This is a genomic window from Aestuariivivens insulae (assembly GCF_022662195.1).
GTDB lineage: Bacteria > Bacteroidota > Bacteroidia > Flavobacteriales > Flavobacteriaceae > Aestuariivivens > Aestuariivivens insulae.
Map to the genome: position 1 here is coordinate 18,942 of NZ_JAKMCS010000009.1, position 16,244 is coordinate 35,185.

Annotated in this window: 11 protein-coding genes; 7 read left to right on the plus strand and 4 right to left on the minus strand. The window is 37.6% G+C overall.

Going from position 1 to position 16,244, the window contains the following annotated elements; translation table 11 throughout:
- From gap to MR062_RS11730, 4 genes are all read left to right on the plus strand, one after another.
- Complete coding sequence (gene gap / locus MR062_RS11715; RefSeq protein ID WP_242204456.1) at nucleotides 1-1,002, plus strand: type I glyceraldehyde-3-phosphate dehydrogenase; 1,002 nt, start codon at nucleotides 1-3, stop codon at nucleotides 1,000-1,002.
- Nucleotides 1,003-1,156: 154 nt separating this feature from the next.
- A complete protein-coding gene (locus MR062_RS11720) occupies nucleotides 1,157-2,026 on the plus strand; it encodes an N-acetylglucosamine kinase (protein ID WP_242204458.1) in 870 nt (289 codons plus the stop codon).
- Nucleotides 2,027-2,034: 8 nt separating this feature from the next.
- Complete coding sequence (locus tag MR062_RS11725; protein ID WP_242204460.1) at nucleotides 2,035-3,258, plus strand: ATP-binding cassette domain-containing protein; 1,224 nt, start codon at nucleotides 2,035-2,037, stop codon at nucleotides 3,256-3,258.
- Nucleotides 3,259-3,510: 252 nt separating this feature from the next.
- Entirely contained in the window at nucleotides 3,511-4,602 is a 1,092-nt protein-coding gene (locus MR062_RS11730) for a DUF2911 domain-containing protein (protein ID WP_242204462.1), read from the plus strand.
- 71 nt (nucleotides 4,603-4,673) lie between these two features.
- Here MR062_RS11730 and MR062_RS11735 read toward each other — a convergent pair whose 3' ends face one another.
- On the minus strand, nucleotides 4,674-7,220 hold the full coding sequence (locus MR062_RS11735) for a DUF559 domain-containing protein (protein WP_242204464.1): 2,547 nt from the start codon (nucleotides 7,218-7,220) through the stop codon (nucleotides 4,674-4,676).
- Between the two features lie 70 nt (nucleotides 7,221-7,290).
- On the opposite strand from MR062_RS11735, the gene MR062_RS11740 reads away from it, so the two are divergent.
- Together MR062_RS11740 and MR062_RS11745 are read left to right on the plus strand one after the other, a co-directional pair.
- On the plus strand, nucleotides 7,291-9,330 hold the full coding sequence (locus MR062_RS11740) for a M1 family metallopeptidase (RefSeq protein ID WP_242204467.1): 2,040 nt from the start codon (nucleotides 7,291-7,293) through the stop codon (nucleotides 9,328-9,330).
- A gap of 3 nt (nucleotides 9,331-9,333) precedes the next feature.
- A complete protein-coding gene (locus tag MR062_RS11745) occupies nucleotides 9,334-10,245 on the plus strand; it encodes a patatin-like phospholipase family protein (RefSeq protein ID WP_242204469.1) in 912 nt (303 codons plus the stop codon).
- Here MR062_RS11745 and MR062_RS11750 read toward each other — a convergent pair.
- The 3 genes from MR062_RS11750 to MR062_RS11760 form a co-directional block, all read right to left on the minus strand.
- A complete protein-coding gene (locus MR062_RS11750; protein ID WP_242204471.1) occupies nucleotides 10,242-10,763 on the minus strand; it encodes a DUF7935 family protein in 522 nt (173 codons plus the stop codon). The genes MR062_RS11745 and MR062_RS11750 overlap by 4 nt on opposite strands.
- 129 nt (nucleotides 10,764-10,892) lie before the next feature.
- Nucleotides 10,893-12,440, minus strand: coding sequence for an FMN-binding glutamate synthase family protein (locus tag MR062_RS11755; protein WP_242204473.1), 1,548 nt, complete (start codon nucleotides 12,438-12,440; stop codon nucleotides 10,893-10,895).
- 10 nt (nucleotides 12,441-12,450) lie between these two features.
- Nucleotides 12,451-13,722 carry an amidohydrolase gene (locus MR062_RS11760; RefSeq protein WP_242204475.1) on the minus strand — a complete coding sequence of 424 codons (1,272 nt, stop codon included), beginning with the start codon at nucleotides 13,720-13,722 and terminating at the stop codon, nucleotides 12,451-12,453.
- 139 nt (nucleotides 13,723-13,861) lie between these two features.
- Between MR062_RS11760 and MR062_RS17795 the strand changes: the two genes are divergently transcribed.
- Nucleotides 13,862-16,231: an ATP-dependent helicase gene (locus MR062_RS17795; RefSeq protein ID WP_242204477.1), complete on the plus strand. Its 2,370-nt coding sequence runs from the start codon at nucleotides 13,862-13,864 to the stop codon at nucleotides 16,229-16,231.
- Nucleotides 16,232-16,244 lie beyond the last annotated feature (13 nt).

Genomic DNA, 16,244 nt, shown 5'->3' on the forward strand with positions numbered 1-16,244 from the left:
ATGTCAAAATTAAAAATTGGAATTAACGGATTTGGTAGAATAGGTAGAATTGCTTTTAGAGTAGCAGCTTCTAGACCAGATATTGAAGTAGTAGGAATTAACGATTTGTTGGACGTAGAACATCTTGCATACCTACTTAAGTACGATTCTGTACACGGTAGATTTAATGGTACAGTAGATATCAATAACGGTAACTTAGTAGTTAACGGTAACGAAATTAGAATCACTGCAGAGCGTAACCCAGAAGATTTAAAGTGGGATGCTGTAGGAGCAGAAGTTGTATTGGACTGTACAGGTATTTTCACAACATTAGACAAAGCACAAGCTCATATCAAAGCAGGAGCAAGAAAGGTTGCTATTTCGGCACCATCAGCAGATGCCCCTATGTTTGTAATGGGAGTAAACCATGATAAGATTACTGCAGAAGATACTATAGTGTCTAACGCATCATGTACAACTAACTGTTTAGCGCCTTTAGCTAAAGTTATTAATGATAACTTTGGTATTGTAGAAGGTTTAATGACTACGGTTCACGCAACAACAGCTACACAAATGACTGTTGATGGCCCTTCAAGAAAAGATTGGAGAGGTGGTAGAAGTGCATTAGCAAATATTATCCCATCATCTACTGGAGCAGCAAAAGCTGTTGGAAAAGTGATTCCAGAACTAAACGGAAAATTAACAGGTATGGCTTTTAGAGTACCAACTCCAGATGTTTCTGTTGTAGATTTAACAGTAAGAACTGAAAAGTCTGCATCTTGGGATGAAGTTAAGGCGGTATTGAAAGAAGCTTCAGAAAATGAGTTAAATGGCGTTTTAGGTTATACTGAAGAAGCTGTGGTTTCTCAAGATTTTGTTGCAGAAACCCAAACCAGCGTATTTGATGCAGGAGCAAGTATTGCTTTAAATGATAATTTCTTTAAATTAGTATCTTGGTATGACAATGAGTTTGGTTATTCAACAAAATTGGTTGATTTAGCACAACACATTGCCTCTATTTAATTAAAAGAATTTCCTATCGCAGTTAATTAATATTAGAAGCTAATTTATTAGCTTGCAGCGAAAAGGAAACTAAATATTTTAATATAATAATAACTCCACAGAGTTATTGTGTAAACCACACAGTATTCTGTGGAGTTTTTTTAACTCTTGACTTATGATTTTAATTGTTGATAGCGGTTCTACAAAATCAGATTGGATTGCTGTAGATAAAGATGGTAACCAATTACTGGAAAAGGTGCGTACAAAAGGTTTAAATCCGGCAATCTTACCAGAAAAAAAGCTAAAAAAAATAATTAAAAAAAATGAAGATCTTAAGAATAATCGCGACAAAGTAACACATGTGTTCTTTTATGGAGCTGGTTGCGGTACTCAAAAGCCAGTAGAAACACTGCGTGGGGTATTGCAAGACTTTTTTAAGAATGCCCATGTAGAAGTTAACGAAGATACTATGGCGGCAGTATACGCATGTATCAACACGCCAGATGAAGCAGCGGTTGTATGTATTTTAGGTACAGGATCTAATTGTAGTTACTACGATGGAGAAAACCTTCATCAAGATGTTGTTTCGTTAGGGTATACCCTTATGGATGATGCTTCCGGAAACTATTATGGCAAACAACTTATTAGAGACTACTACTTTAATAATATGCCAGAAAATGTTAAGGTAGCTTTTGGTAGTAAATATAATATGGATGCAGATTATATAAAGTATAATTTATATAAGCAACCTAACCCTAATGCTTATTTAGCGAATTTTGCAGAGTTTATGTTTTTGCATAAAGATTCAGATTATACCATTAATTTGATAAAAGAAGGCATAAGACTTTTTGCTAAGAACATGATCTTTCAATATAAAGACCATTTAGATAAAGTCCCAGTACATTTCGCTGGATCCATTGCTTTTTTTGCACAAAATGAAATTAAAGAAGTGGCAGAAGAAATGGGCTTTACTGTTGGGAATTTTGAACGTAGACCTATTGAAGGTTTAGTTGGTTATCATACAAAAAACTTAAAAGTAGATTAAATAGCTTTTTGAACAACCACGTAGCCGTTTATATCTCCAATAAAGATAGTAAGCAAAAGCTTATTGAACGTCTTCAGTATGAAGCTGAGTTTGTAGGTGAGCTTTCAAACTTAAAAGGCGCCCTTTTTTCAGAGATAACCATAAATAAGATTATTAAAGAAGAACGGATTCATGGTCGTTTTGATGTTGAGACCAAAACAAAGAAAGGTTTAGAATACGCTTCACAGGGCGAACGCAAAAAAGCCTTACTTCATCATATCATAGCTAAAAATCCCGAATATATTATTGTAGATAATGTATTCGGGAATTTAGATATTAAAGCTCAAAAAGACATAAAATCTACTTTAGCTGCTTTAAGCCGTAAAACACAAATTATACAAATATCAAAAAGGAGGGAAGATATCCTTCCTTTTATAGATAAAGTCTTCCGTTTAGAGGATAACCGCTTGGTTGAATTTAAGCCAGAACCCAATAAAAATCCCATTTCGAAGGAAATATTTCTTGGGGATTTACCAAAAGCATACTGGTCAATTTCAGAAAAAGTAAACCCTATCGTAAAGTTTACCGATGTTTCGGTAGCATATCGGGAACGTCCAATTTTAAATGCTATTAATTGGGAAATAAAAAAGGGAGAGTTTTGGCAGCTTACTGGGCCTAATGGTTCGGGTAAAAGCACCATTTTAAGTATGATTTTTGGTGATAACCCAAAAGCCTTTGGTCAGGAAATTGTCTTGTTTGGTGTTAAAAAAGGAAGTGGGGAAAGTGTTTGGGAGATCAAGCAAAAGATAGGTTATTTTTCATCAGATATGCTTCGTGGTTTTACACGGCTCGATTCTATTGGAAATATGATTGTTTCCGGTTTTTTTGATACTATTGGCTTATACAAAACACCAACCAATGCACAGATTAAGATAGCACAACATTGGTTGCAGGTTTTAGGGCTATTTGATATTAGAAAATCCGATTTTTTATCCCTGTCCAGGGGGTATCAAAGTTTAGTGATGATTGCCCGGGCCATGATAAAACACCCGCCATTACTTATTTTGGACGAGCCCACTAATGGTCTGGACGATACTGACGTAAAACTTTTTACAGCCTTGATTAACAAAATAGCTTTAGAAACCGAAACGGCTATTTTGTATGTGTCGCATCGAAAAGAAAAAGGACTCGATCCGAGTTTTGTGTATCGCTTAATACCTCACGATACTGGTTCTACAGGAGTAATAGTCTAATAAGTTGTGTGGTAGTGTTATTGTAAGGCACGAAGCAATCTCTTGAACGCACAGGACTGTAACTAAACAGATTGTCTTTTACTAGTATAGAACAAACCTAGTGCTATAGAGCTCATTTCTACATGTTCTATATGATTTGCCTTTTCTTAAAGGAAAGTTAATTAACAATGTAAGCGCTAGCTTTAACATAACCATAACATCCGTTAGTGTCTTTTCTACATACTTTTAGATAAATCAAAAAACTACAGCCAAATGAAAACTAACTCCATTACCAAATTACTTTTTTGTTTTGCCCTGATTTTCAATTTCAATGCTTTTGCTCAATTAAACCTTCCTCGTGGCAGTCAACTAGCTAAAGTATCACAGCGTGTAGGTATAACCGATATTACTATTGCGTACTCCAGACCCAGTGTTAAGGGCCGCGAAGTTTGGGGAAAACTTGTGCCTTATGGTATGAATAACCTCGGGTTTGGTACAGCTAAAGAATCGCCTTGGCGTGCCGGTGCCAATGAAAATACGATTATTAAATTTTCAGACGATGTAAAAATTGAAGGGCAACCTTTAAAGGCGGGTAAATATGGTTTTCATATTATTGTAAATCCAGACGATACAGCCACTCTTATTTTTTCCAAAAACCATATTGCTTGGGGTAGTTACTTTTATAAACCAGAGGAAGACGCCCTGCGTGTATCAATCAATACTGAAACAATACCACATACCGAATTGTTAACCTATACTTTTGACAGTGTGGAGCCAAATGCAGTGGTTGCTTCCTTGAAGTGGGAGAAAAAAGCGTTCCCTTTTAAAATAGAGGTCGATGTTCCAACGGTAGTGTTAAACGATATTAGGTCTAAATTCGATGGGCAAGATGGATTTTTACGTCAAAATTGGGAGCAAGCAGCAAACTATGCTTTAAATAATGGCGGTGATTTAAAAGAAGCCCTAGGTTGGATAAACAATGCTATTTCTGGTCAATTTTATAGTCAAAAAACGTTTAACAATTTAGCCATAAAAGGACAAATCCTAAATAAAATGGGGAATACAGACGAGTATACTGCTCTAATGGATGAGGCTTCCGCAATAGCCAATAAAAGTCAGTTAAATGCGTTAGGATATCAAATGCTTGCAGTAAAAGATTATACTAGAGCATTAAAATATTTTAAACAGAACGTAGCTAACCACCCAGATGATGCTAATGGTTATGATAGTCTAGGGGAGTGTTACAAGACTATGGGAGATAAAAAGAATGCTATTAAATATTTAAAAAAATCATTATCAATGAATCCTCCAGCTAATGTGAAAGCCAACTCTGAAAAGTTATTGGCTGAGCTGGATGCTATATAAGAACTGTCATCAATCAAACTACAACAGTTTTCTTTTAGCAGACCTGCTAGGTTTTAAAAACCTGGCAGGTCTTAGCTTATATAATTCCAAATATTTTTGTATTTCCCCATAGATCTATAGGTGTTCAAGATCATTGCGTGGTCTGGCTTAGAGAGTGAAGGATCGTCATTAAGAATTTTTTTGGCAAAGAAACGTGCCGCATTCAAAATATCCTTGTCTTTAACAATATCGGCTATCCTAAGGTTTAGCACACCACTTTGTTGCGTCCCCATAATATCCCCTGGCCCACGAAGTTTTAAGTCTACTTCGGCAATTTCAAATCCGTCATTGGTCTTGACCATCGTTTCTAAACGAACCTTGCTGTCGTTACTTAATTTATGGCCTGTCATGAGGATGCAGTAGCTCTGTTCTGCGCCCCGGCCTACACGGCCACGTAACTGATGTAATTGCGATAAACCAAAACGCTCGGCACTTTCAATAATCATTACCGAAGCATTGGGAACATTAACCCCGACTTCAATAACGGTTGTAGAAACCATTATTTGGGTTTCCCCTTTAATAAACCGCTGCATTTCGTAATCCTTGTCGGCAGGCTTCATTTTACCATGAACAATGGATATTTGATAATCGGGGAGCGGAAAATCCCTGGCAATACTTTCGTAACCGTCCATCAAATCCTTATAATCCAATGCTTCGCTTTCCTGTATTAAAGGGTATACAATGTACACTTGCCTGCCTTTGGCAATTTCATCTTTAATGAACCGAAACACATTTAGTCTATTTTTATCGTAACGATGTACCGTTTTAACAGGCTTTCTTCCAGGGGGTAATTCGTCAATAACCGAAATGTCCAAATCCCCATAAACCGACATGGCTAATGTACGTGGAATAGGAGTGGCAGACATCACTAAGATGTGGGGAGGGGTAGCCCCTCCAACCTCCCCAGAGGGGAGGCTTTCCAATTGCTTCAAAATAAAATTTATAACATTGTCAATATCACCAATAACCTGTTGGTTAGTAAAACGAATAACTTTAAATCCTATTTCGGATAGTATTTTAGTGCGTAATTCATCCGCTTCCTTTTGCTCAATAGTATTATGATAGCCTCCATCAATCTCAATGATTAAACTCTTTTCCAGGCAAACAAAGTCGGCGATAAATTCATCAATTATATGCTGTCTTCTAAATTTATGGTCTAGCTTTTTATTTCTTAGGCATTCCCATAAAACCCGTTCAGCTTCAGTAGAATTTTTTTTGTTTTCTTTCTGTAGTTCTTTGATCAAATTATAAGTTGATGGACGAGCAGTCATATACTTTGTACGTACAGCTTGAGCTTCCTCCCTTTGGGAGGATTGAGGAGGGCTTGCTGGCCCTTTTTTCCAAAGTTTACTTCGTTGTGCCACACCAAAACGATGTTGCTCATCGATAACGGCAAGTCCTAAATTTTTAAATTTTACTTTGTCTTCAAGCAAGGCATGAGTGCCAATTAAGATGTGCAAACCGCCATTTTCAAGTGATTCAAAAATTTCTTTTCTTTCTGAAGTATTAGTTGAACCCGTTAATAGTTTTGTATTGATATTCAGTAAATTGCAGTATTCAATCAATCCGTTATAGTGTTGAACTGACAAAATTTCAGTTGGAGCCATTAAACAGGCTTGATAACCGTTGTCAAGTGCCATGAGCATTGACATGAAGGCCACTACGGTCTTTCCAGAACCTACATCGCCTTGCAAAAGACGGTTCATTTGTGCATTGCTTCCTAAATCGGAACGGATTTCCTTTAATACACGCTTTTGTGCTTGGGTTAAATCAAAAGCCAAATGCGACTCATAAAACGTTTTAAAATAATATCCAACATGCTCAAACGGTAAGCCTTTGATTTTGGTTTTATGGATTAAGTTCTTTAAAATAAGCTGTAGCTGGATATAGAAGAACTCTTCAAATTTTAATCGGTATTGTGCCTTTGCTAATAGCTCCTGACTTTTGGGAAAATGAATATTAAAAAGCGCTTCACTTTTGCTTATTAATTTTAGTTCGGATAACAGGTTGTTTGGTAAGGTTTCAACAAAACGTCCTTTGGTTTCAAGAAATAATTCTTGCATAATTCTATTGATCGCCTTATTTGTAATGCTCTTTGCGGCTAATTTTTCGGTAGAAGGGTAAATAGGTTGCATGGCAGAGCGCAGGTTTTTTTCGTGCTCTTCCAACGGCTCCATTTCAGGGTGAACCATATTAAATCGGCTATTAAACCAATTTGTTTTACCAAAAGCAACATAAGGTTTATTGAGCTTTAAGCTGTCTCGAATCCATTTGTGTCCTCGAAACCAGACCAGTTCCATTACACCTGTGTCATCTCGAAAGGTGGCCACTAAACGTTTGCCTCGCTTTTGCGCTACTTCTTTAAATTCTATGATCTTACCAATAACCTGTACCTCTGCCGTATTGCGCTGCAACTGGGAGATTTTGTAATACTTAGTGCGATCTAAATAACGATTAGGAAATAAGTTGATTAAATCCTGATAGGTATGAATACCCAGTTCCTTGCGAAGTAAATCGGCGCGATTAGGGCCAACGCCTTTAAGGTAATCGATAGGGGTCTGAAGATTGGTGGTATTCATAAAACTAAAATAATTCTTTTGAATATATTAACAAGTGGTATTTTGGACTAAAGTTTGTTATATTCGAATTATGAAGTTATTGCTCCAATACTTTTTCTTTTTTATTTCCTTGGTTTGCTTGTCGCAACAAACCGATTATGTTGACTTTAAGACCGCTAAAGCAGATTTGGTGGTAAAGCCTAATGAAGGACAGATAGGAGGGCATATAGTTTACACTTTTGAAGTTTTAAAAGATGTGGACTCTATATTCTTGGACGCACAAAATTTCACACATATCGAAGCTTTGTACGATGAAAAGGTATATCATGATTATAATGGCAAATATATTGTGGTAAAACACCCTTTTAAAAAAGGAGAAAAGAACCAAATAGATATTGGATTTACAACCAATCCTAAAAAAGCCCTGTATTTTATTGGCTGGGATAGTAATGGAGGTTTCGAGAGTGCTTCAGCAAGCTCAGTACATAGCCTCAATCATCAAAATGGGCAAGTCTGGACCCAAGGTCAAGGTAAATACACCAGTAATTGGTTACCTTCCATAGACGACATGAACGATAAGATTGAATTTGATATATCCGTAGTTTTCGATAAAGGATATGAAGTTATTGCCAATGGGAAGTTAACCAAAACGGAAGATTATTATGGCAAAACTAAGTGGCATTACGATATGCAACAGCCTATGTCGAGCTATCTGGTGGCTTTAGCGATAGGTAAGTATGATAAAAAAGTTGAATATTCCAAAAGTGGAATTCCATTGGAAATGTACTATTATCCTGAAGATTCCTTGAAATTTGAGCCAACCTATCGATATACCAAACGTATGTTTGATTTTCTGGAAGAAGAAATTGGCGTACCTTATCCTTGGCAGAACTACAAGCAGGTGCCAGTTAAGGATTTTTTATATGCTGGAATGGAAAATACCGGTACCACCATTTTTTCTGATAGTTTTGTGATAGACTCTATTGCCTTTGTCGATAAAAACTATGTAAACGTAAATGCCCACGAATTGGCGCATCAGTGGTTTGGAGATTTGGTTACTGAGACCTCCGGTACACACCATTGGCTGCAGGAGGGGTTTGCGACCTATTATGCACTTTTGGCTGAAAAAGATATTTTTGGTGACGATTACTATTACTGGCGTTTATATGAATACGCCCAGGAACTCTTTGAGCAGGATAAAGCAGGGCAAAGTACGTCGCTTTTAGATCCTAAATCGAGTAGTGTTACCTTTTATAAAAAAGGAGCTTGGGTGTTGCATTTGTTGCGGGAACAAGTAGGCTATAAAGCTTTTAGAAAAGGCGTTAAGAAGTATCTGTTGAAGTATCAGTTTAAAAATGTAAAAACCGATGATTTTATTAAAGAAATTGAAAAATCAAGTGGGCAGGATTTGCGGAATTTTGTTGAAAAGTGGTTGAAATCTTCGGAATTGCATTATGAAGAACTAGAAAAAAGGTTTTTTCCTAATAAAGTTTTTATTCAAGATATGCATGGTCAGTTGAATCCATTAGGGTTAACTAGATACTTTCCCTTGGACTGTGATAATCAACCAGAAGCTTGTAAAATAATTTTCCTTCAATCGGATGATTCATTTTTAAACGAAAAAATTGTCGAGCAGTTAGGTAATAATATTTCTAAAGCAACTTTTTCAAAAGGCGATGTTAAAGTTCGACGGGCTATTGCTAAGGCAATGACTGAAATCCCAAAAGAATTAAAAGAAGATTACGAATCGCTTTTAACCGACAAATCGTATCTCACTATAGAAGCTGCTTTGTATAATTTGTGGACTAATTTCCCTGAAGACAGAATAAGGTATCTAAACCAAATCAAGGGCATTGTAGGCTTTAATGATAAAAATATAAGAACGCTTTGGTTGGCCTTAGCGTTGGTTACTTCGGATTTTGAACCCGAAAATAAACAGCGCTATTTTGAAGAATTAAGGGGGTATACCAATCCAAAATATCATTTTGAGGTGCGGCAAAATGCATTTCAGTATCTTAATAGCATCAAGGCTTGTGATAGGGTTTGCAAAGAAAATTTAGAACAAGCGGCAAAACATCATGTATGGCAGTTTTCAAAGTTTGCCAAACAATTATTAAAGGAAATCGATTAAAAAATGAAAGCATTAGTAATATCCGGAGGTGGTAGTAAAGGAGCCTATGCTGGTGGGGTAGCGCAGTACCTTATTCAGGAAATGGGATATGATTACGATATTTTTATAGGTACGTCTACAGGTAGTTTGTTGGTACCACATTTAGCCGCGGGAAAAATTGATAAGCTATACGATATCTATACGAATGTGCAGCAACACAATATTTTTAGCGTGAACCCCTTTATTCTACGCAAGAAGGGGAATCGCGAATTTGTATCCATAGATTTTATTAATACGCTTTGGCAATTCATTAAAATGAAACGGACCTTTGGTGAAAGTAAATCGCTGAGACGTCATATAAAAAAACATTTCACAATTGAAGAATACAATTTTATCAAGACCACTAAAGATGATGTTGTGGTTACCGTTTCTAATTTATCTAAAAACAGGGTAGAGTATAAGTCTATTAAGGATTGTAGCTATGAAGAGTTTTGTGATTGGATTTGGATTTCGTGCAACTACATTCCGTTTATGTCCTTGGTAAAGAAAAATGGATTTGAGTACGCCGATGGAGGCTTAGGTTGTGTGGTACCTATTCGTGAAGCGATTTTAAGAGGTGCTACCGAAGTGGATGCCATTGTGTTGGAGTCGGAGTCTATGGAGTATAATAAGGTGTTGGGTAAAAACCCATTTTCGCTTTTAATAAACTTGTTTGGGCATTTATCCGATCAAATAGAGCGCAACGACATTACCATAGGGAAGTTGGCGGCTAAAAACAGGGATGTTCAACTTAATTTATATTATACACCTTCAAAACTAACTGAAAACGCATTGATTTTTAATAAAAAACTAATGACATCTTGGTGGCAGCAAGGCTTTGATTATGCAAAAGAAAAATTATCGCAAGCCAAGTATAACGAATTACGGATCGATTAGAACAGTTCGCTAAGCTCTTCTTTAATAAATGATAATGCGGCATCACTAGGTGCTCTGCGATCCATCATTTCGGTTAAAATCACCTCGCGTAGCTTTTCGGCGGTCTCAGACTTTTTTAATAAACTGGCCTTTCTAATAAGCTGTATGGTTGCGTTTTTTGCAGCAGAAATGATGTTCCAACATTTATCGCTAATATAGATTTGCTGGGATAAATTGTGCTCTAATTCCTGTTCAATGGTTTGTATAAGTAACGATTCATAATCTTCTTTGTTTGAAGAGATTGGAGGTACTCTTATAAGTAGTTTGTTAGGAGAAATGCGTTCTAAATACAAGGCCATTCTTTCATAGGCCTGCAGGCGTAGGGGAAGCGCTGTAACTTCTAAGTCTTTTTTTAGTAAAAAGCGTCTGCGCCCATCTTCGTTTTTAGTATGTTCCTTAAAGAAATAATAAGCTAAAATCCCAACCACAAGAGAAGGAATCATATACATGAATAGGTCAACAATACGAGTAGCGTCCATAAGCTTTTAATATAAGTTAATAGGTTAATAGATTATTGGTTTATAGGTTTTTTGACCATTATCTGATTTTAGAAACCCGACTTAGCAAGTGTTAATTACTAAATCTACGGATTATTAATCCGTGAAGGTTTAGTTTTTTCCTCCCAAATATACACAATCTTTTAAGCTTTGCATTCCTAAAAAAGGAACAGGAGCTTTTTCGTAAGCATAGGTTCTGTTTAATTCTTTGGAGAGATTATGGTCGTCTACATTCATTTCAATATCCGACATTTTAAATTGGCAAGGGTGTTCGTAGCCGGCGGCATGGGTTATTTCAACAAGTTCTTTTCTAAAGGTCTTAAAATATTGTGCTAATCGTACCGACTTTAAGGTAGGGTCTATGCCATTTTGCAGCCACTTACTTTGGGTAGCTACGCCGCTAGGGCAACGATTGGTATGGCATACCTGGGCCTGTATGCAACCTATGCTCATCATAGCTTCACGGGCTACATTTATGCAATCTACTCCCATTGCAAAAGCCATAGCGGCTTTTGCAGGAAAGCCTAATTTACCACTTCCAATAAAAACAATACGCTCTGTTAGGCCTTTGCTTAAAAACAACTTGTATAGATCGCTAAATCCATATACCCATGGTAAGGATACATGGTCTGCGAAACTTGGTGGTGCGGCACCTGTTCCGCCTTCACCACCATCAACGGTAATAAAATCGGGGCCTTTACCCGTTTCTTTCATTATATCTGCCAGCTCTTCCCATTGATCCAATTTGCCTATGGCTGCTTTAATACCCACTGGTAACCCAGTTTTTTTAGCAATGTCTTCTATAAAATTGACCATCTCCGGTATGTTAGAAAAAGCCTTATGGTTTGGAGGGGACAGCACGTCTTTACCAATTTCAACACCTCGTATTCTTGCTATTTCCCTAGAGATTTTTGCTCCAGGCAATACACCGCCCTTACCAGGCTTAGCGCCCTGTGATAACTTGATTTCTATAGCGCGTATGAACGGATTGTCGTCAACGAGTTGCACAAGCTTTTCCATGGAAAATCCACCATCTTTTGAGCGACACCCGAAGTAGCCTGTCCCAAAGTGAAAAATAACATCTCCGCCATTACTGTGATAGGGCGACAAACCGCCTTCCCCTGTATTATGGTATGCCCCAGCTATTTTTGCGCCCTTGTTAAGAGATTCAATGGCTTTAGCCGATAAAGACCCAAAACTCATGGCCGAGATATTGATAACTGAAGCTGGCCGATAAGGTCTTTTTCGCTTGTTGAACTCACCCATGACTTTGGCACTAGGCAAAAACGTTTTGTCAATACTATTTGGGTGCGAAGCATCTATAGTAAATGGAATCATTGCGTTGTTAATGAATATATGCTGGTGTGCATAAATATCCCTATCGGTGCCAAAACCTTCGTAATTGTTTTCTTTTTTTGCAGAGGCATAAATCCAACTCCGTTCAATACGGTTAAAAGGCAATTCCTCTCTATTGTTGGCAACAAGATACTGCCTTAGTTCTGGGCCAATTTTTTCCAGTAGATATCTTAAATGACCAATAACGGGGTAGTTATGGGTAATGGTGTGGTTTCTTTGTAAAAACACATCCCTAATAGCAATGACAACCAAAATAAAAAGGGCCCATTGCCACCAAGAAATATGGGATAGAAAATCTAACATGGTAAGAGGTTTACTGGTTTAAATAATCAAAAGTAATTTGGGTTAAGGCTTTAACTCCTAGGAGCAATCCGCTTTCATCAATAAAAAAATCTGGTGTGTGGTGCGGAAAGGCTTCGGTTGTGCCTTTGGTCATGCCGCCCAAAAAGAAATAAAATCCGGGAACCTGTTCTTGAAAATAGGAAAAGTCCTCGCCGCCAGTAATTGCTTTGCTCAAAATAACATGTTCCGTACCGGCAACTTTTTGTAATGAAGGCAACATTTGTTTTACCAATTCGGGATCGTTATAGGTAATGGTTGTATTTTCTTGAAACTCTATTGTAGCGCTGCCACCATAAGCTTTTGCGATGGTCTCGGTCATTTCGGTCATGCGCGTGATAATGTGTGTTCTCATTTTTGGGTCTAAAGTCCTAACGGTTCCTATCATCTCGGCACTTTCTGGTATAATATTAAATCGTACGCCACTGGTTATTTTTCCAACGGTGATAACGGCTGGCTCAACAAGTAGATTCGATTCCCTACTAATGATACTTTGAAACCCATCAATTATTTTAGCTGAAATATAAATGGGATCGACACCATTCCATGGAGCAGAACCATGGGTTTGCTTCCCTTTTACGTTAACTACAAAGCGCTCAACGGAAGCCATAAAACCTTCAGGTTTGTACTTAATTTGACCAACTGGAATGTTAGACCGAATATGTAACCCAAAGATGGCATCCACTTTAGGGTTTTCCAATACTCCTTCTTTAATCATAAGGGGAGCTCCGCCTTCTTCACCTGGTGGCGGGCCTTCTTCTGCTGGTTGAAAAATAAATTTAACCGTACCTTTAATTTTATCTTTGTTTTGGGACAGTATCTCAGCTACACCCATTAAAATAGCCGTATGGGTATCGTGCCCACAAGCATGCATCACACCGGTTTCAGTGTTTAAAAATGTGGTTTTCACTTCAGATTTAAATGGTAAATCATTGCGTTCGGTTACTGGTAGGGCATCAATATCGGCACGTAAGGCTATAACTTTTCCGGACTGTTCTCCTTGTAGTATGCCCACAACCCCGGTATGGGCTACCCCTGTTTGCACTTCCAATCCCAGAGCTTTTAAGTGCTCGGCAATGGTCTCGGCAGTATTAAATTCCCTATTGGACAGCTCTGGGTTTTGGTGAAAATGCCGCCGCCATTCAACAACCTTAGGTTCAATATCTTTAAATTGTTGGTCCAGGCTCGTTTGCCCAAAAGCAAGAACGGTTCCGAAGAAGGTAAAAAAGAGAAAAGTATATTTCATAACGCACTGTGTTTTCAAGTCTAAAGATATTCAAAATTTTATAATGCACAGGGAGGGGACAATTGTTTATAATTATTAATAAAATGGCTTATTTAAAAGCATAACATTGGTTATTTTCACGGTTTAAAATGAATTTGATTTGGAGAAGTATTTAAGTCAGTTAAATGAAGCACAGTTAGCTCCTACATTACAGATAGATGGCCCTATGATTGTTATAGCTGGAGCGGGGTCTGGGAAAACCCGGGTGTTAACTTATCGCATAGCCTATATGATGAGTAAGGGTATTGATGCCTTTAATATTTTGGCATTGACCTTTACCAATAAGGCGGCGCGTGAAATGAAAGAACGTATTGCTACTATTGTAGGCGATAGCGAAGCCAAAAATTTATGGATGGGAACCTTCCACTCGGTATTTTCCAAAATATTGCGTATTGAAGCCGATAAATTGGGTTACCCGAGTAATTTTACAATTTATGATACCCAGGATTCAGATAGATTGATAGCATCTATCATCAAGGAAATGAATCTGGATAAGGATATTTATAAGTACAAACAAATACGATCCCGTATTTCATCATATAAAAACAGTTTGATTACGGTTCGTGCGTATTTTCAAAATCAAGAACTTATTGAAGCCGATACCATGGCACGCCGCCCTAGAATGGGGGATGTTTATAAGGAATATGTGGATCGCTGTTTTAAAGCAGGGGCGATGGATTTTGATGATTTGCTTTTAAAAACCAATGAGTTGTTAACGCGTTTTCCGGAGGTTTTGGCTAAATATCAAAATCGTTTTAAATACATTTTGGTGGATGAGTATCAAGATACCAACCATTCCCAGTATTTGATTGTTAGGGCGCTTTCCGATAAGTTTCAAAACATTTGTGTTGTAGGTGATGATGCGCAGAGTATTTATGCGTTTCGTGGTGCGAATATTAATAACATCCTTAATTTCCAAAAGGACTATGACGATGTTAATCTTTACCGATTGGAACAGAACTATCGTTCCACTAAAAATATTGTCAATGCAGCGAATTCCATTATAGATAAAAACCAAACCAAGTTGGATAAAGTGGTTTGGACTGCGAATGAAGAAGGACCAAAAATAAAGGTAAACCGTTCGTTGACCGATAGTGATGAAGGGCGTTATGTCGCCAGTACTATTTTTGAAAACAAAATGGAGCATCAACTAAAAAACAGTGATTTTGCTGTATTGTACAGAACCAATGCACAATCCCGTTCTATAGAAGATGCTTTGCGAAAGCGTGATATTAAGTATCGAATTTATGGAGGTTTGTCGTTTTATCAACGTAAAGAGATTAAGGATGTCCTGTCGTATTTGCGATTAATTATTAACCCTGCCGATGAAGAAGCCTTAAAGCGCGTGATTAACTTTCCGCCACGTGGTATTGGCCAAACAACGGTTGATAGGTTAATCGTTGCAGCAAATGGCTATAATAAGTCCATTTTCGATGTCATGAAAAACATTGATGCTGTTGATATTAAGATCAATAGTGGAACTAAAGCCAAGTTACAAGATTTTGTAACGCTTCTTGAAAGCTATCAGGTGATGAACCAAACGGCCGATGTGTTTGAATTGGCAGAGCATGTTACCCGAACCAGTGGATTGATTAGGGAGTTCAATAAAGATGGAACGCCAGAAGGGGTAACCCGAATGGAAAACATTGAAGAGCTTTTAAACGGTATGAAAGATTTTGTGGAAGGACAAAAAGAATTGGTAGACTCCACAGGATCGTTGGCCGAATTTTTAGAAGACGTAGCTCTGGCAACCGATTTGGATAATGATAAAGACGATCAAGACAGTGTTGCTTTAATGACCATTCACTTGGCTAAAGGTTTGGAATTTCCGTATGTTTACATTGTTGGCTTAGAAGAAGACTTGTTTCCTAGTGCTATGAGTATGAACACGCGTAGCGAACTGGAGGAAGAACGGCGTTTGTTTTATGTAGCATTAACGCGGGCCGAAAAGCAGGCTTATCTAACTTATGCCTTGTCGAGATACCGTTGGGGGAAATTGGTCGATTCAGACCCTAGTCGTTTTATTGAAGAAATTGACGAAGCGTACTTAGATGTTGTTACACCTATTGAAGAACGTCGTTTTAACCCAATGCTGGATGCCGATATTTTTGGTGATGCCATCCCAGAGCAAAGTCGGAGGGTAGAGCCTAATAAATTAAGATTTAAACCAGCAAAACAACCAGCCTTTAATAAAGGGGCTAAAAAAACACAACCCGAGAAGTTTCAGGTTAGCACCCCTAAAAACCTGAAGCCGGTTTCAAAAACTTCTAACAGCTCCCAAGATGAAAGTGCCAATTTATTTGATAATAATTTGGCTGTAGGAAATATGGTAGAGCATATTCGTTTTGGAACAGGAGAAGTTTTAAAAATAGAAGGCAAAGGAGCCGATACAAAAGCCGAGATTAAGTTTAGCCATGGCGGCGTTAAAAAATTATTGCTACGATTTGCTAAATTGAAGGTTATTGGATAAGCTTAAACTTGAA